General features: G+C 60.4%; 13 protein-coding genes. 9 read left to right on the forward strand and 4 right to left on the reverse strand.

What is annotated here, in order from left to right:
* Window positions 1-89 precede the first annotated feature (89 nt).
* From Q0792_RS05190 to arsJ, 4 genes are all read left to right on the forward strand, one after another.
* Window positions 90-1,058: a TAXI family TRAP transporter solute-binding subunit gene (locus Q0792_RS05190; RefSeq protein WP_298837120.1), complete on the forward strand. Its 969-nt coding sequence runs from the start codon at window positions 90-92 to the stop codon at window positions 1,056-1,058.
* A 119-nt stretch (window positions 1,059-1,177) separates the two neighbouring features.
* A complete protein-coding gene (locus Q0792_RS05195) occupies window positions 1,178-3,790 on the forward strand; it encodes a TRAP transporter permease (RefSeq protein WP_298837122.1) in 2,613 nt (870 codons plus the stop codon).
* 294 nt (window positions 3,791-4,084) lie between these two features.
* Window positions 4,085-5,083, forward strand: a complete 999-nt coding sequence (locus Q0792_RS05200; protein ID WP_298837125.1) for an ArsJ-associated glyceraldehyde-3-phosphate dehydrogenase — start codon at window positions 4,085-4,087, stop codon at window positions 5,081-5,083.
* A gap of 29 nt (window positions 5,084-5,112) precedes the next feature.
* On the forward strand, window positions 5,113-6,336 hold the full coding sequence (gene arsJ, locus Q0792_RS05205; protein ID WP_298837130.1) for an organoarsenical effux MFS transporter ArsJ: 1,224 nt from the start codon (window positions 5,113-5,115) through the stop codon (window positions 6,334-6,336).
* Here the strand turns inward: arsJ and Q0792_RS05210 are convergent.
* Complete coding sequence (locus tag Q0792_RS05210; RefSeq protein ID WP_298837133.1) at window positions 6,333-7,001, reverse strand: DNA-3-methyladenine glycosylase I; 669 nt, start codon at window positions 6,999-7,001, stop codon at window positions 6,333-6,335. The genes arsJ and Q0792_RS05210 overlap by 4 nt on opposite strands.
* 118 nt (window positions 7,002-7,119) lie before the next feature.
* On the opposite strand from Q0792_RS05210, the gene modA reads away from it, so the two are divergent.
* Genes modA through modC form a run of 3 tightly spaced genes read left to right on the forward strand, consistent with a single transcriptional unit; the run spans window position 7,120 to window position 9,691 of the window.
* Complete coding sequence (gene modA, locus Q0792_RS05215; RefSeq protein ID WP_298837135.1) at window positions 7,120-7,893, forward strand: molybdate ABC transporter substrate-binding protein; 774 nt, start codon at window positions 7,120-7,122, stop codon at window positions 7,891-7,893.
* An 8-nt stretch (window positions 7,894-7,901) separates the two neighbouring features.
* Window positions 7,902-8,594: a molybdate ABC transporter permease subunit gene (gene modB / locus Q0792_RS05220; RefSeq protein ID WP_298837136.1), complete on the forward strand. Its 693-nt coding sequence runs from the start codon at window positions 7,902-7,904 to the stop codon at window positions 8,592-8,594.
* Window positions 8,594-9,691, forward strand: coding sequence for a molybdenum ABC transporter ATP-binding protein (gene modC, locus Q0792_RS05225; RefSeq protein WP_298837138.1), 1,098 nt, complete (start codon window positions 8,594-8,596; stop codon window positions 9,689-9,691). Before modB ends, modC begins: the two co-directional genes overlap by 1 nt.
* Before the next feature lie 2 nt (window positions 9,692-9,693).
* Here the strand turns inward: modC and Q0792_RS05230 are convergent, their stop codons facing one another.
* Window positions 9,694-10,563 (reverse strand): LysR family transcriptional regulator, encoded by an 870-nt coding sequence (locus Q0792_RS05230; protein WP_298837140.1) that lies wholly within the window; start codon window positions 10,561-10,563, stop codon window positions 9,694-9,696.
* Window positions 10,564-10,664: 101 nt separating this feature from the next.
* On the opposite strand from Q0792_RS05230, the gene Q0792_RS05235 reads away from it, so the two are divergent.
* On the forward strand, window positions 10,665-12,215 hold the full coding sequence (locus Q0792_RS05235; protein ID WP_298837141.1) for a proton-conducting transporter membrane subunit: 1,551 nt from the start codon (window positions 10,665-10,667) through the stop codon (window positions 12,213-12,215).
* A 39-nt stretch (window positions 12,216-12,254) separates the two neighbouring features.
* Complete coding sequence (locus tag Q0792_RS05240) at window positions 12,255-14,654, forward strand: YbcC family protein (protein ID WP_298837143.1); 2,400 nt, start codon at window positions 12,255-12,257, stop codon at window positions 14,652-14,654.
* A gap of 22 nt (window positions 14,655-14,676) precedes the next feature.
* Here the strand turns inward: Q0792_RS05240 and Q0792_RS05245 are convergent, their stop codons facing one another.
* Both Q0792_RS05245 and Q0792_RS05250 read right to left on the reverse strand, forming a co-directional pair.
* Window positions 14,677-16,413 carry an FkbM family methyltransferase gene (locus Q0792_RS05245; protein WP_298837145.1) on the reverse strand — a complete coding sequence of 579 codons (1,737 nt, stop codon included), beginning with the start codon at window positions 16,411-16,413 and terminating at the stop codon, window positions 14,677-14,679.
* A gap of 1 nt (window position 16,414) precedes the next feature.
* Window positions 16,415-17,995 (reverse strand): glycosyltransferase family 2 protein, encoded by a 1,581-nt coding sequence (locus Q0792_RS05250; protein WP_298837147.1) that lies wholly within the window; start codon window positions 17,993-17,995, stop codon window positions 16,415-16,417.
* Between the last annotated feature and the right edge of the window lie 75 nt (window positions 17,996-18,070).

The raw sequence follows: 18,070 nt of genomic DNA on the forward strand, positions 1-18,070 counted from the left end.
ACAGATTGCTGAGACAGAAAGCAATAACCGCCGTTTGTTCAGCGTAAGCAACGGCTAAAAGACGACCAAAAAACAAATGGGAGAAATAAATGTTTAACAAACTGAAACTGACAGCGGCGGGCGCCAGCCTTGCATTGCTGATGGCGCCTGCGGCCATGGCCGAGGAGTTCATCACGATCGGTACCGGTGGCGTCACAGGCGTGTACTACCCGACGGGTGGCGCGATCTGTCGTCTGGTCAACAAGGGCCGCAAAGAGCACGGTATCCGTTGTTCGGTCGAATCCACAGGTGGTTCGGTCTACAACATCAACACCATCCGCGCGGGCGAGCTGGAGTTCGGTGTTGCCCAGTCTGACTGGCAGTACCACGCCTATAACGGCACCTCCCGGTTCGAGGAACAGGGCGCATTCGAAGACCTGCGTGCTGTGTTCTCTGTGCACCCTGAGCCCTTTACGGTTGTGGCCCGCGCAGACGCCGGCATCAGCTCGTTTGCCGATCTCAAAGGCAAGCGTGTCAACATCGGCAACCCCGGTTCCGGCCAGCGTGGCACGATGGAAGTCGTGATGGAGAAAATGGGCTGGACCACAGGCGATCTCGCACTGGCGTCCGAGCTCAAGGCCGCGGAACAGTCTGCGGCGCTCTGCGACAACCAGATCGACGCGATGATCTACACCGTCGGCCACCCGTCCGGCTCCATTCAGGAAGCAACAACAGCCTGCGACTCCGTTCTGGTCGAAGTATCCGGCGCGGAAATCTCCTCGCTGATTGACGACAATTCCTACTACCGCTCGGCAACGATTCCGGGTGGCATGTACCGCGGCACAGACAATGACGTCTCTACCTTTGGTGTGGGCGCGACATTTGTGACCTCTTCTGCGGTGTCCGAAGATGCGGTCTACGCGGTTGTGTCGGCTGTTTTCGACAATTTCGAAGACTTCAAAAAGCTGCACCCTGCGTTCGCCAACCTCGAAGCCGAGGAAATGGCGACAGCCGGTCTGTCCGCTCCGCTGCACCCCGGTGCTGCGAAGTACTACAAAGAAAAAGGCTGGATCGAATAATCCGGCTCTTTACTGAAAGCAGGGGGCGGTACGCCCGCCCCCTGTTCTCCCGCCGCAGGGCGGGACTGATTTAATAAAACACAAGCCGTAAACAGCGGCATTTCAGGGAGACAGTAGACATGGCCGATCAGACCGGCGGCGGACGCGCGCTTACCGACGAAGAACTGGCAGATCTTGTTGCATCCTCAGACGCCGGCGGGCGCAACCCCGTGGGTGCCGTGGGCACTTTCCTCGCAATCACAGCCATTATCTGGTCGCTGTTTCAGGTTATCCTGGCATCGCCTCTGGCCAACCAGCTGCTTCCCGGATCTGTCATCAACAACTCGCGCCAGATCCACCTCGCCTTTTCCATATTCCTGGCCTTCATGGCCTATCCGATGTTCAAATCGAGCCCGCGCCACTACATCCCTCTGCAGGACTGGGGCTTTGCGATCGCAGGTGCCGGCATCGCGATGTACGGCTATATTTTCTACGACAAAATCGTGAATTCAGGCGGGCTTGCCGATGACGTGGACAAGTGGTTCGCGCTGGCCGGTCTGCTGATCCTTTTTGAGGGTGCACGCCGCGCGCTGGGGCCCGCCATGGCGATTATCGCCACGATTTTTCTGGCCTATGTTTTCTTCGGGTCCTCGACGTGGGTGCCCGATGTGATCCGCTGGAAAGGCGCCTCGCTGCAAAAAGCGATGAGCCACATGTGGATCACCTCCGAGGGTGTGTTCGGCATCGCGCTTGGTGTATCAACCAAATTCGTTTTCCTCTTTGTGCTTTTCGGCGCCCTGCTCGATAAGGCGGGAGCGGGCAACTACTTCATCAAAATGGCCTTTGGTGCACTGGGTCACCTCAAGGGCGGCCCGGCCAAGGCTGCTGTTGTCGGTTCCGCTGCAACAGGTCTGATCTCGGGTTCGTCCATCGCCAACGTGGTGACAACCGGTACCTTTACCATCCCGCTGATGAAACGGGTCGGTTTTACCTCCGAGAAAGCCGGTGCGGTCGAGGTTGCCTCGTCGGTGAACGGCCAGATCATGCCGCCGGTCATGGGCGCTGCGGCCTTCCTGATGGTGGAATATGTGGGCATCTCTTACGTCGAGGTGATCACCCACGCCTTCCTGCCCGCGACGATTTCATACATCGCGCTGGTCTATATCGTGCACCTTGAAGCGGTGAAAAACAACATGCCGACGCTGGGCAACCGCGTGGTGTCTATGGGCAAGACCATCGGTGGCATGGCTGCGTTCTTTGTGGGCTTTGCGGCACTCTGCTACGGGGTCCAGTATCCGGTAGGCTGGATTGTTGCGGCGACGTCGAACTCGGGGCTGGTCCTGTCGGTTCTGATTTTTCTGACCTATGCGCTGATGCTGTGGCTGGCCGCATCGGTTCCGGACCTGGAACCTGATGATCCCAATGCCGAAGAGGTCGAACTGCCGGTTGTCGGCGAAATCTACAAATCCGGCCTCTACTTTCTGCTCCCGATCATCGTGCTGGTCTACTTCCTGATGATCGAGCAGAAATCGCCGGGCCTTTCGGCCTTCTGGGCAACGATGCTGCTTTTCGTAATCCTGCTGACGCAGAAACCACTGAAGGCCATCTTCCGTGGTGAAGGCGGCGCGCTGGTTGAGCGTTTCAAAGACGGTATCGTTGACCTGCTGCAGGGCCTGATCGACGGCGCGCGCAACATGATCGGCATTGGCCTTGCAACAGCGACCGCCGGTGTGATCGTGGGTACAGTGACCCTGACGGGTGTGGGCCAGGTCATGGCGGATCTTGTCGAGTTTCTGTCGGGCGGCAACCTGATCCTGATGCTTGCCATGGTCGGCCTGCTGAGCCTGATCCTCGGCATGGGCTTGCCAACAACGGCCAACTACATCGTGGTGTCGTCACTCATGGCCGGTGTGGTCGTGGAACTGGGAGCGCAATCCGGCCTGATCGTACCGCTGATCGCGGTGCACCTGTTTGTGTTCTATTTCGGGATTATGGCGGATGTCACACCACCGGTGGGACTTGCCAGTTTTGCCGCAGCGGCCGTATCCGGCGGGGACGCAATCAGGACAGGCTTCACGGCCTTCTTCTACAGCCTGCGTACCATCGCCCTGCCCTTTGTTTTCATCTTCAACACAGATCTTCTGCTGATCGATGTCGGGTGGGCACAGGGGATACTGGTCTTTGTGATCTCCAGTATCGCGATCCTCGTCTTTACGGCGGGCACGATGGGCTACTTCCTGACAAAGAGCCGCATCTACGAGAGTGTTGCTCTGGTTCTGATCTCCTTCATGCTCTTCCGTCCGGATTTCTTCATGGACCGCCTGCAGCCTCCGTTTGAGGACATCGCACCAGCGGCTTTTGCTGAAACGGTCGAGGCTGCAACACCCGGCAAAGAGTTCCGCGTGGTGGTCAACGGCCCGGACTTTGATACGGGCGAGCCTCTGGAAACCACGCTGCTGGTTACCGTGGGTGACGAGGCCGAAGGCAGCCGTATGGATGCACTGGGTCTCCTGACCGTACCGGATGGTGACGCGATTACACTCGAAGAACCCCTGTTCGGAACGCCCTTTGCGGATACTTTCCAGGGATATGATTTCTACGGTGATCAGTTCGTGACCATTACCGCCGTCAAGGCACCGGCAGATCAGCTGCCCAAGGAGCTGGTCTTTATCCCGGGTCTTATCCTGCTGCTGCTGGTTGTTATGCTCCAGCGTGGCCGTGCGGCACGTGAGCCGGAGCCCGCTGCTGCCTGATCTGCAAACAGGCCCTTGCACGCTACGACGCCGCCGGTATTTCCGGCGGCGTCTTCATTTCCGCAGGCGTTTTGTCACATTTCCCACATATAAACCTGCTAACCAGCCGGGGCGATCAGTGGCCCGGTGGCTCGGGAAAGGATCCGACCGGCAGTACACCCCTTCGGTGCGCTGCCTGTCCTGCTGTGACAGGGAATACCCGTCGCAGCAGCACCGGAGCCAGCGGCAGCTTTTTGCATCTGAACGACTTCCGGCGCATGTCGCTGCCGGAAAAGACCGGAAAGACCTGAGACTATGACCACCTTTGCACTGAACGGGCTTGGACGGATCGGTAAGCTCGCGCTGCGCCCGATGCTGGAAGCCGGACTGGATGTTGCCTGGATCAATGATGCCACCGGCGATGCCGCGATGCATGCGCACCTGCTTGAATTTGATACCGTTCATGGCCGCTGGCCCGCTACCTTCGGATCCGGCTCAGATGCCATCACGATCAACGATACCCGCCTTCCCGTGTACACCACGCGACGGCTGCAGGATCTGCCGCTGAGCAACGTGGATGTCATTATCGACTGCACCGGTGCTTTCAAAACAGAAGCTGCGCTGGCTCCCTATTTCGAGGCGGGTGTGAAAAAGGTTGTGGTCTCGGCTCCGGTAAAGGACGGGCCCACTGCAAACATTGTGTATGGCGTCAACAACGAAGCGTACGACGCCACGTCACACAGGATTGTCACGGCAGCCAGCTGCACCACAAACTGCCTGGCCCCCGTGGTGAAGGTGGTGCACGAGAACCTGCGTATCCGGCACGGCTCTATCACCACCATCCACGATGTGACGAACACACAGACGATCGTGGACCGTCCCGCCAGGGACCTCAGGCGCGCGCGGTCGGCGCTGAATTCGCTGATCCCCACCACAACGGGCAGCGCCACGGCGATCACGCTGATTTACCCCGAACTGACAGGTCGTCTGAACGGTCATGCGGTGCGGGTGCCGCTGCTGAATGCCTCGCTGACAGACTGCGTTTTCGAGCTGGAACAGGAAACAACCGCGGAGGAGGTAAACGCTCTTTTCCGCGCGGCTGCTGACGGTCCGCTGAAAGGCATACTGGGGTACGAAGACCGGCCGCTTGTCAGTGCGGACTACACCAATGACACCCGCTCCGGCATTGTAGACGGGCCGTCCACGATGGTGGTCAACGGCACGCAGCTCAAGGTCTATGTCTGGTACGACAATGAATATGGTTATGCGCACAGGCTGGTCGACGTGGCCCGGATGGTGAGCGACAGCCTCTGATGCCCGGCGCAGTGCACAAGGACGGTGGCATGGCGGCATACCTTGCCGTTACGGCAGCCTACTGGGCGTTTATGCTGACCGACGGCGCGTTGCGCATGCTTGTGCTGCTGCACTTTCACACGCTGGGCTTTTCGCCGGTGCAGCTGGCCTATCTGTTTGTGCTCTATGAAATTGCCGGCGTGGTGACGAACCTCAGCGCGGGCTGGATCGCGGCGCGGTTCGGCCTGACCAGCACCCTGTACGCAGGTCTTGGCATCCAGATTGCTGCCCTCCTCGCTCTGACATTACTTGATCCGTCCTGGAGTATCTGGGCGTCGGTTGTCTTTGTTATGTCCGTTCAGGGTGCCTCGGGTGTGGCCAAGGACCTGTCCAAGATGAGTGCCAAATCCGCAGTGAAACTGCTGGCGCCCGAAGGTGACGGCACGCTCTTTCGATGGGTGGCGCTGCTGACCGGATCAAAGAACGCGGTCAAAGGCGTCGGCTTTCTGCTGGGCGCGGTTTTGCTCGCTACCGCAGGCCTGCAGGCCGCAGTACTCGGTATGGCGGCGGTCCTCACGATTGTCCTTGTCGCGGTTCTGGCCGGAATGCCGGCGGGTCTGCCCACAGGCCGCAAAGACGCAAAGTTCCTTGAGGTTTTTTCCCGAAACCCGGACATAAACTGGCTCAGCTTTGCGCGTGTTTTTCTCTTTGGCGCGCGCGATGTCTGGTTTGTCGTGGGAATCCCGATCTATTTCTATGCCGTGCTGTCTGACGGATCTGAGCAGGGAAACCGGGCCGCCTTCTTTATGATTGGCAGTTTCATGGCGGTCTGGATAATTCTTTATGGCGCCGTACAGGCATCGGCCCCGAAAATCCTGCGCGCCGCGCGCCGTCCGGCGCGGGACCTCGTTGTGGCCGCGCGCAACTGGAGCGCCGGGCTCATTGTCATTCCGGCAGCACTGGCACTTATGGTCTGGAGCGCCGGGGCACCCGCGCCCTGGCTGACAACGACGCTTGTCACCGGACTGCTGCTCTTTGGTGCGGTTTTTGCCGTCAATTCTGCCCTGCACTCCTATCTGATCCTGGCATTCAGCACGGGCGAGCGTGTGACCATGGATGTCGGTTTTTACTATATGGCCAATGCCGCCGGGCGGCTTCTGGGAACACTGCTTTCGGGGGTCAGCTACCAGATCGGCGGGCTGCCTCTGTGCCTCGCTACCGCTGCGCTGATGCTGGGCCTGAGTACATTCGGCGCCGCCCGTCTGCGTGGCTAGCCTGTACTGGTCGCAAGAATCCGGCTGATCTCTTTGAGGGATCGGCCAGATTCATCCATCCAGCTGTTGAAGGCATCCTGAACCGCCATCATCGCTTTTTTCGAGGTGGGCGCCTTGTCGATGACCCCTTCGGCAATCAGGCGTCCCACGACATCGCGCGACAGGATATAGCCGTCAACGCCCATGAAGCGCAGAAAGTACTGGCCGGTCGTTCCGCCCAGCCGGGACCCGTCCGCCCTGAGGCGCAAAAGAAGTCCGGCATAGTCGTCTGATGGCCAGTCAGCAATCATCTGTCCAAAACTGCCATGCTCTTTGCGGATATCCAGAATGAACACGGCGTTTTCCTGTACCGCCCTTATTTTCGGGCCGTGCCGCACGATTGATTTGTCGGTAATCAGAGCATCGAACCATTCGTCGTCCATAAAGGCGCAGGGCCCCGGGTCAAAACCACGAAAAGCAGTTTCGAATCCGGGCCACATGTTGTCGACAACTTTCCAGTTGAAGCCAGCCTGGAAAATCGACCTGGTCATCTGGGCCAGCCACCGGTCGTCCGGGATTTCGGCAGTTTCCGCAGGTGACCCGGACGGTTCATACCCTTCGAATATCGCAGTCTCGCTGCCTTTGCGCGCGGCACTGATGTCCAGAATCTCAACAAGTGTCCGCATAGTTTCACCTCCGGTTTTCCGTTTGTCTCAGGATGACAGCAGGCCACAGCCAGATGACAGTTTGTGTCAGTATACGGCGGGGCTTGCGCCTTCGGAAAGCCTGAAGGACAGTACGGGTATGTTTATCCCGCCCCGAGCCGCCCTTTGTATTCTGGCCTGCGTTCTGGCGCTGGTCACAACCCCGGCAAGAGCGGATCGGATTACAGTGTTTGCCGCCGCCAGCCTGCGAACAGCGCTGGAGGAAATTGCCGCTGACTTCGAAAAGGGGCACCCGCACGAAATTCTGTTATCCTTTGCCGGATCTTCGGTTCTGGCGCGGCAGATCAGCCTTGGCGCCCCCGCTCAGGTATTTGTATCGGCCAGCCAGGACTGGATGGATCATCTGGAGGCTCAGGGCTTTGCAGAGCGTGACACCCGTTTTGATCTGGCCGGCAACCGCCTTGTCCTGATAGCAGCGGGTTCTTCAGCACCCGGGATCAGACTGAATCACGACACTGACCTGGCGGGTATGATCGGCGACAGAAGGCTGGCGATGGCGCTCGTCGATGCCGTCCCGGCAGGCGTCTACGGCAAAGAGGCACTCGCCCATTTCGGGCTCTGGGATACGCTCGCGCCCCGTGTGGCACAGACGGACAATGTCCGCGCCGCGCTGGCGCTGGTCGCTGCCGGCGCAGCACCTTTCGGAATCGTCTACGCAACGGACGCGCTGGCCGAGCCGCGTGTTTCCGTGGTCGCGACTTTCCCTGAGGAAAGTCACACGCCGGTCATCTATCCCGCTGTGGCAGTCACAGACAGAGATTCTGCGGCCGTGCGCAGCTTCCTTGACTATCTTCGTAGCCCGCAGGCAGATAAGATCCTGACGCGGCTGGGTTTTGTCGCAATGACGGAGTAGGCATCGCGATGGAATGGCTCAGCGCGCAGGAATGGCAGGCCGTGGCGCTTTCACTGCGCGTCGCGTTCTGGGCGACACTCCTCAGCCTGCCCGCCGGGGTGTGGGTCGCGTTCATTCTCGCGCGCAGGGACTTTCCCGGGAAACAGCTGCTCAATGGTCTTGTGATGCTGCCACTGATCCTGCCACCGGTTGTCACCGGATACCTGCTGCTTCTGACATTCGGTCCCCAGGGGCCGGCTGGCAGTGCACTGGCAAAGGCCGGCATCAGTTTTGCGTTTAACTGGGCCGGTGCGGCGCTGGCAGCGGCCGTTATGGCATTTCCGCTGATGGTCCGCGCAATCCGTTTATCCCTCGAAGCGGTGGATCCGAAACTTGAAGAAGCCGCAGGCACTCTTGGCGCTTCCCGTGTCTGGGTTTTCCTGACCGTCACCCTGCCACTCATTCTGCCCGGTGTGCTGGCCGGTGCCATTCTGGCTTTCGCCAAAGCAATGGGCGAATTTGGTGCAACGATCACTTTTGTCTCAAACATTCCGGGTCAGACACAGACGGTTCCGTCTGCCATTTACGCCTTTCTGCAGGTGCCCGGAGGTGAAAATCAGGCGCTTCGGCTCGTGCTGATTTCGGTCGCTGTCGCCATGGGCGCGCTGCTGATTTCAGAAATTCTGGCGCGCAGGATCGCCCGCCGGACCGGAGGGACATAATGCTCTCGGTTTCTGTATCACAGGCCTTTGAAGGCTTCTCGCTCAATGTCTCGTTTGAAGCACCGCAGGGGATCACTGTTCTTTACGGCCGTTCAGGCACTGGCAAGACCAGCATTATCAATGCGGTTGCCGGCCTGCTGCGCCCGACTGCCGGCCGGGCTGAGATTCACGGGCGCATTCTTTTTGACACCGCGGAAGGGATCTGGATTCCGCCGCACCGTCGCCGGATTGGCTATATCTTTCAGGAAGGGCGGTTGTTTCCACATCTGACAGTGCAGCAGAACCTGCTCTATGGCCGCTGGTTCGCACCAGGCACCGCACGGCGGGAAACTCCGGACAGAATAATCGACATGCTGGGTATCGGCCATTTGCTGAAAAGACGGCCAGGCATGTTGTCCGGTGGCGAGAAACAACGCGTTGCCATTGGCCGTGCGCTGTTGTCCGGTCCGGAAATTCTGCTGGCCGATGAACCCCTGGCGGCCCTCGACGATGCCCGCAAAGCGGACATCCTTCCCTATTTCGAACGCATACGCGACGAGTTGTCAGTACCCGTGCTCTATGTCAGCCATTCGGCCAGCGAGGTCGCGCGCCTGGCGACAACCGTCGTCGCCATAGAGGACGGGCGTGTCACAGGCCTGGGGCCCGCACGCGACGTCCTGAGCGACCCGACGGTCACTCCCCTTGGGATCCGGTCCGCCGGAGCCATGCTGACAGCCCGGCTGGTCCGGCATCATGACGACGGTATAAGCGAACTGGATGCAGGTGGACTGCCCTTGCTGCTGCCCCGTATCGACCATGCCCCCGGCAGAACGCTGCGCGTCAGGATCGAGGCGCAGGACGTTATGATCGCAACCACGCATCCAACTGACATCTCAGCGCTCAACGTTCTGCCGGCGGTTCTGACGGATCTGCGCCAGGGTGATGGCCCCGGCGTGCTGGCGCGCCTGGATGCGGGCGGAAATACAATTCTCGCCAGGATCACCCGCCGTTCCTGCGATGCGCTCGGGCTGCGGCCAGGTATGCCCGTTTTTGCCGTTGTGAAAGCAGTTTCCGTGCCGCGGGAAGCGGTGGGTGATCATCCCGGCAGGCACGTCTGATTTCAGCGGACCTGCAGCAGCTCGACCAGAAGCGGATTGGGAAAGCGGCGCCCGACCGTTACCCCGTAAAACGTCTCTGTGAGCTCAGGCAAAACGGCCAGTTCGGTCAGGGTTCCGGCGGCAATCTCGTCCCGGACCACGATGGGCGGCAACACTGCAAGCCCTGCACCATCGCGCACCAGCAGGCGCATCATGGCCATGTCATCAACCTCTGCGGCGATCTGCGGGCGCAGACCAAGACGTTCTGTCAGCGCATCAAAACCTGCGCGCACGCCGCTTGCACGGGTCGGCAGGATCAGCGGCCGCCGGATCAGAATTTCCGCCAGTGGTACTTGTGCCAGAGTCCTATCAGGCGGTCCGACAAGGCTGATATTCTGCGTGTCCAGCTGCTGGACATTGAATGGTGTCAGCGCATCCGTTGGCGGTGCCTGGTTGGTCAGGACGAGATCGAGATGCAGAGCGGCCAGAGCCGTGCCAAGCTCGGCCATGCTGCCCGAGCGCAGTACGATCTCGACATCCGGCCGGCCCAGCACCGGCTTGAGAAATGCGAGCTGGAAGTTGCGCGAAAGTGTCGAGATTGCGCCGACCCGCAACACCTGGCGGCTTGCCCCGGTCTGCTGAAGCGTCGCCACCATTTCACGGCCTGTCGCAAATATCGTGTTTGCATGATCAAGTGCAATCCGCCCGGCTTCGGTGAGCAGAAGGGCGCGACCACGCCGTTCGAAAAGCGGCTGGCCCAGGCGCTCTTCAAGCTGTCTGATCTGCATTGACACAGCCGATTGCGACACATTCAGCAACGCTGCCGCACGGGTGAGGTTTCCCTCCTCGGCAACCGCCTGAAAATAGCGCAGGTGATGGTAGTTGAATTCCATTCAATCTATAAAACAGAACAAATCATTTCATACAATATATTTTTCTTATATTTGCCAGTTGCATATATCCCGGCTGACACTCTTTCACACCGGAGCCCGTGATGACCATCCATGCAATTGCCCTGATCGCCCCCGCCCTTCTCGCCGTGGCTGCGCTGTTTGCCGCTGTCCGGCCTGCCGATGCCGCGGCACAGACCGGGCGCGCCGCAGAAATTGCAATCCTGCTTGCCGGCCTGTCCGGTCTCGCCGGCCTCGCTGTTCTGCTGACTGCCGGACCCGGTTCTGCAGGTCTGCTCACCGCGGGGCTTTCGGTGCGTATCGATGCACTTACTGTAACAATGGCGCTGCTGGTATGTTTTGTCGGGTGGGTCGTGCTCCGGTACAGCCGGACCTACCTGCGGGGCGAGCCGGGGCACACGCGCTTTACCGCGCTGATCTGCGCCACGATTGCCAGCGTTCTGCTCTTTGTTCAGTCCGGCGGATTGCTGACCCTTGTCGCCTCCTGGATCGCGACGAGCCTGTTTCTGCATCAGCTTCTGGTCTTTTACAAAGACCGGGTCGCGGCCAGCCGGGCTGCTTACAAGAAATCCTTCATGGCGCGGATCAGTGACCTGTCGCTTGTGCTCGCTGCCCTGCTGCTGGCTACGGCCTTCGGCACGGGCGATATTGCGACAATCCTCAGCACCGCAGCCAACAGCGCTGCCCCGGCGTATGTATCAGCGGCAGCAGCTCTGCTTGCCCTTGCCGCGATCCTTAAATCTGCTCAGTTCCCCTTCCACGGATGGCTGACCGAGGTCATGGAAACGCCGACCCCCGTTTCCGCACTGCTGCATGCAGGCGTCATCAACGCCGGTGGCTTTCTGCTGATCCGCTTTGCCGACGTCCTGACAGTGGCACCATTTGTTCTGGCTGCACTTGTGCTTGTCGGTGGCTTTACTGCGCTGATCGCTGGCCTTGTGATGCTGACGCAGCCGGCGGTGAAAACCTCTCTGGCCTGGTCAACGGTGGCGCAGATGGGTTTCATGGTTCTGCAGTGCGGCTTTGCGCTCTTTCCGCTCGCTCTGCTGCACATTGTTGCCCATTCGCTCTACAAGGCCCATGCCTTTCTGTCATCCGGCACCGCCGTTGAGGCCGTAACTGATGCCAGAAAGCCGGGCCCGGTCGCGGTTCCGGGACCTGCTGCCGTTGCCCTGGCCTTTGCCGTGGCCCTGTCGATTTTTGCTGTGGTTGCTGCGATCTTCGGCGCCGGTGGGAAACCACCTCAGATGCTGGCACTCGGCGCCATCCTGATTTTTGGCGTCGCTTATCTGCTGGCGCAGGGATTTGCTGACCGCGCACCGATGCAGCTGACGCGGCGGACAACGCTGTATGCCCTGACGGCTTCGCTGAGCTATTTTGCCCTGCAGGCCGGCGCGGATGCGATCTGGGGCCCTGCCCTGCCGGCAACCCCGTCCCCGGGCACACTGGAATGGCTGCTGATGGCCCTCGCGCTTGTCAGCTTTGGCGCGCTCGCCATCGCCCAGAGCATGTTCGCACACTGGGCCACCGCACCCGCGATTGCTGGCCTGCGTGTCCACATTGCAAACGGACTTTACGCCAATGCGCTGACCGACCGGCTTCTGAAAACCCGCAGTCTGCGCAAATTCTCCTGATCTCTGACACAACCTGCATCTGATACCGAGGACGATACCATGGCACTGGACACAACTTCACACATACTTTCGCCTGAAGCGCTCGAACGGCTGGCAGACAGCGCCTGCCGCCAGATCCCGCCTGTCTGGCCGCTGGCTTCATCGGTCGCGGTCAACCCGTACCTCGGCCAGAGCTCTCTCTCGCTTGCCGAAACCGGGCAGTTGCTTGGCCGCATCAGCAAGGCGCCCGTAACAATGCCGCGCGACTGGTATGCCGCCCGGATCGAAAGTGGCGAAATCACAGAGGCAGATCTTGCCGCAGCGCTGGCAGCAAGCGGGCACGCCGGCAAACCGGCGGATACCAACGCACTGAAGGCCGCAGCAGGCAAAACCGTGACACACAATGGTCCGGTGCCCATGATGGCAGATCTTCTGGCCGAAAAGAGCGGCTTTGACTGGCCGGGGTTCATTGCCGAGCGCACCGGAGCCTGGGCTGCAGGGTATTTTGATGCCGGCCAGGCTATGTGGACGGCTCCGCGCAATGACGGTGCCTGGGCCTCCTGGCGTGCATTTGCCATGGCTGATCTCAGCCCCGGGATGATGGGCTTCTCCGGCTTTCGCGCGCTGGTCGGCCAGACACCTGCAGATGCAGCGGAAGCAATCGAGGAGGCAGTGGCCGTTCTGGGACTGTCGGAAGCGGCAGTTCCCGGATATTTCCACCAGGTGCTGATGTCACAGGGCGGCTGGGCGCAGGTCGCCCGGTACGAACTCTGGAAAGCCGAGCTGGCAGGCAAATCCGACAGTACGCTGACCGGCCTGCTGGCCATCGCGCTGACGTGGGAAGCGGCGCTGTTTACGGGGTTCGGAGCCGACATCGCGCCGGACTGGGCCGATGCGGTTATGGCACATGCAACACCAGAGCCCCTGGCATCTGATTTTGTGATCAATGAGATCCTGCAGGAAGCAAAGGAGCGTGCCGTTCAGCGCAGACTGGCGGGGCAGTTTACCCCGCGGGAAACGAAGGCACCCTCGATCCGGCCCGCTCTGCAAGCTGCATTCTGCATCGATGTCCGGTCTGAGGTTTTCCGGCGCGCGCTGGAGAGCACCGACACCGGTGTCCGGACACTTGGATTTGCCGGCTTTTTTGGCCTGGCGACCCGCCACAGTGCCTGCGGTTCAGATGTAGAGGAACTGCGCCTGCCCGTACTGCTCAACCACGGCCTGACCTCTGGCGAAACTCAGGGGGGCGCACCAGAAGCCAGGGCCGAAAACGAAACACGCTATGTGGCGCGGGCGAAGCGCGCATGGGGCAGGTTCCGGCAGGCGGCAGTGTCCTCGTTTGCCTTTGTGGAGGCGACCGGACCGGTCTATGCCGCAAAACTTGTCAGCGACGCGCTGAGCCGCACAACACAGCCCGTTCCGGGCGCGGCTTCATCCTGCCCGCAGCCAGACATGGACACGGATGCACAGATCGCTGCGGCAGCAGGCATCCTGGGGGCGATGTCTCTGACAGACGGATTTGCCCGTCTTGTTCTGCTCTGCGGACATGGCGCAACAGCCACCAACAACCCCCATGCCAGCGGCCTGCAGTGTGGCGCCTGCGGGGGATATTCCGGTGAGGTGAATGCCCGTCTTCTGGCCGGCATCCTGAACCGGCCTGCCGTGCGCAAAGGCCTGTCAGCAAAAGGAATAAACATTCCTGCCGATACCGTCTTTGTCGCCGGTCTGCATGACACCACCACGGATGATGTCACGCTTTACACCGGCGACGTCAGTGCACCTGACCACACCGCCGATCTGGCGCGGGCGCAGAGCTGGCTGCAGATGGCAGGGAATATCGCACGGTCCGAGCGTCTGCCCCAGCTGCCGGGAGCCACCACCGCGCCCGACGTTCAGGCGCGGGCACAGGACTGGGCAGAAACGCGGCCTGAATGGGGGCTTGCCGGGTGCCGTGCCTTCGTCGCCGCGCCGCGCGCACAGACCAGTGGCGACAGCCTGAGCGGTCAGGTCTTTCTGCACGAGTACGATCACCAGCGGGATGCCAGGAACGGCTATCCTGTCCTGGAGCTGATCCTCACCGCACCGGTCGTTGTCGCAAGCTGGATCAGCCTGCAATACTACGGCTCGTCCGTCGCCCCGGATGTATTCGGGTCCGGCAACAAACTGCTGCATAATGTGACCGGTGGCATCGGCGTTTTTGAGGGCAACGGCGGTGTCCTGCGCACAGGGCTTGCGATGCAGTCTGTTCACGACGGCGCGCACCTGCGGCATGACCCACTGCGCCTGTCCGTGTATGTTGCAGCGCCGCATGCCGCCATCTCGGACATTCTGGCGCGTCATCCGCAGGTGCGCGCATTGTTCGACAACCGGTGGCTGCACCTGTTCGCACTTGCGGACGATGGTACGGTGACGCACCGCTATACGGGCGACCTGGAATGGGCCGACGAAAAATCGTCCTGAACGCGTTTCCTGTCAGAACAGGTCAGCCCTGGTCTGACAGGGAGGCTTTGCGCATATTTTCGAGAAGAGCCTGTGACGCCTCATCTGCCTTCAGCACTGCGATGCGGTTTCTGTGCTGCGCGACCGCAGCCTCGTGCAATGCGCGAAGCTGGTCATCTTCAAGAAGGCGCTTCAGTCCGGCGCGAAGCCTGTGCAGATGTTTCTGGATTGAGGCCTCATGCGCGTCGTTCCGGTTGCGCCTGGCCCAGTAGTCGATCCCGACAAAATGGCCCACTGCAACAACATCACCCTTGGCGGCTTTGGTCAGGTAGGTCTCCATATCGCGCACCGGATAGTGGTTTATCTGAGCCAGATTATAGGTGTCGCGACAATCGAGACCCTTGGCCTTTGACCCCAGCAATGTGTCCGCGCAGGGCCGCCCGCTGCCATCGTACCAGACCGGTGTCCGCCCGTCTGTCTCGTCAAAATACGGCCGGTGGTTGGAAAGGCGGTGGGGCGGCGCATGCCGGCTGACCAGCGTCTTGATCCCGCGCCGTTCCGCTTTGTCCGGCGCGCGCACCTGCCCGTACTGCATTCTGTCTGTGATTAACCCGTCGCTGAAATGTTCAATCCCGCTGTCACCGAAATCCACATGCGACAGGGAAATGACATCGGCATCCGGCAACCGGCCATAAAGCGCACCCAGCGTGCCATCGCCTGCGTGTATGTTCAGGAATTCGTCGACATCCATCGAAATCACCCAGTCAGCATTCTGCACCTCGGGGTGCAGACCGGCATAGGCCAGGGCCGTGGGCTGGTGCCGTTCGGTGCCCATCGCCGTTGAGGGGTTGGGCAGATGGCGTATGATGCCCATTTCATCAAGACGGTTGAGCAGCGGAACAGTCCCGTCGGTACAGTCATTTGAAAAGATCAGAAAACCGGTCACGCCGATTGCCCGGTGGTGGGCGATCCATTCCAGAATAAACGGACCTTCGTCTTTCATACAGGTGATGGCCGTGGTGGTGACCTGCTGTACCGGCGCGGGGCGGAACCGGCTGAACACCACAACAGACCCGCCGCGGGATCTTTTTGGATCATAGGTAAAGCCCTGGGCGGCCATCGCGTCGAAAAGGCCACTTATCCCGTCCAGCCCGTAAACGCGGTGGTGAACCTCGACGACGAGGAACCGGAAGGACGACAGGTCCAGCGCGCCCAGCACGTCAAGCTCGGCCCCTTCGATGTCCATGAACAGAACTGTCGGCCGTTCGGCCCGGATGACGTCATTCAGTCCAACCAGTGGCACCGGCACAGTCCGGACAGTTTCGCGCGGGCGTGGCGGCAAAAGTGATGAGGCCCAGAAATTGTCGCGCAGGTGGAAATCAACCACTGCGTCTGCCTCTGGTGCTTCGGGCACGCCGATGCCTGACAGGACGCGCACGCCTGTCATATCATTGAGCGCATGCGTTTCGCGGATCAGCGGGATCAGCTCCGGATTAGCCTCAACCACTGTAACATTTTCAGGCCCGACAATGCCCGCCGCCAGGGTTGAGATCATGCCAATGCCACCCCCGACCTCGAGCAGGATATCATCCGGCTCCAGATGCTGGCGCAGGGTGGCGATTTCGCCTGCTTCGTAGCGGTTGCGCACCAGAACGTCTTTCATCCGGTCAGAAACAACCGCCGGGACGTAGGGCACCAGAATTCCGTGACTTTTCAGCGTTTTTTCATAGGCCGGGCATGCAAATGCCTGATCCGCGACCGGTCCACCTGCACCGTCCATATCAGACCCCCACCTGAAAAAAGAACTGCTGCCCGAAACGCGTGGGCCTGTTTGTCATCCCCTGTGCGCGCATTTCATCCAGCACAGCCTCTTTGACGTGCATCCGCCCGTCGCGTTTCCAGAAAAAGTCATCGCCTGCAATGGTCCCTCCGGGCCGGACTTTGCGGAAACACATGGCCACATCGGTGCGCACAAAGTCATAGAGGTGGTTGCCGTCGATATAGACCCAGTCAAAGTAACCGTCGGGGTATTGCGCCAGCACCTCTGCCGAAAACCCGCGTCGGATCGTGACATTTTCCAGGTTGCTGTAGGCCGCGCTCACGTTGTCATACATCGACCGCATATAGCCGTGGTCGCTGTGACGCCCGTGTGTCATCTCGTCAGAAGACTGATCGGACAGCAGATCCCAGGGATCAATCAGCACCAGTTCGGCAGGCGTGGTCTCATCGAGAATGGCCGCGGAAAATCCGCCGTTCCAGACACCGATTTCCGCGCAGCGGCCGGATTTGGGCATTTCGCGCAGCAGTTTCAGCCGGTTCAGATGTCGTTTCGGCGCGCGCAGCCTGAGTTCTGCCTCGGCGGCCTGTCCCACCGGCGCGTCAGCAGCACCGGTCTGCACCGCACTGTCACTTACGATTTTCTGTTTCAGTGCAGAGACTTCCGACGTGCCGAGCAACGCCCGCAGCCGTCTTTTATGCACTTCCTGTGCGGCCCCGTGCAACGCACGCAACACCGGATCATCCAGCAACCGCTCCAGTTCGGCACGCACCGCAGGCAGGTGGCGCTGGATGGACCTGTCTTCCTCTCCGCCAACACACCATCGCTGCCAGTATTCCAGCTCGAGCCGGTCCTTCATCAGATTGACATCACCACGGTCGCGTTTGAGCAGAAAACTGTCGACTGTGCGCACCGCGTAGTGATTGACCTGCGCTGTTTCATAGCCAAACACTTTCATCGGTCGGCGCGGGTCGGTCTCGCCGGCGACATCCAGCCACGGCGCACCCCAGCGGATACCAGGACCGGCGGCATCCTCATACACCGGGGCGTGACTGCCAATGCGTTTCATATCCGGGTGAGGTCTGAAAAGGCTTTTGACAAACCGGCCTTTGTCGCCGCCTCGCCATGCCGCGGGCTGCGCATCAATGAGGGTTTCGGTGATCAGCCCGACGGGCAAGGCCTCCTGCCCGCCGTGCGAAAACAGCCGCCAGGTGACCGGTATCGCGTCAGCCTTCGGATATGCCGCAATCAGGTCAGCCAGCATACCTTTGCCCGCGCGGATATTCAGAAACTCATCTGCATCACCGGCGAAAACCCAGTCGGCGCGCAGATATTCGGGGTGCTGCATTGCCGCCTTGTACGCAGATTTCTGCGGTCCCCGTTTCAGCACGACGTTCCGCTCGTGCACAACCTCGCCCAGCGCCGCCAGGCGATCAAGCATCAGATCACTGCCATCCCGGCAGTCATTGGTGTAGATGAGGAAACGGTCAAAACCGATGGCCCGGTGATACGCGAGCCATTCCAAAATATACGGCCCCTCGTCTCTCACCGTCGAGAGCAGGAGCGTCTGTCCTGTATCTGCCACCGCGTCGCCTCTGGTGTGCGCGGGTCTTTTGACCCGTCATTTGTGCCTGGGCGCAGATTGCGGGATCACCGGCAA

The sequence above is a fragment of the uncultured Roseobacter sp. genome, assembly GCF_947495025.1.
Classification (GTDB): domain Bacteria; phylum Pseudomonadota; class Alphaproteobacteria; order Rhodobacterales; family Rhodobacteraceae; genus Roseobacter.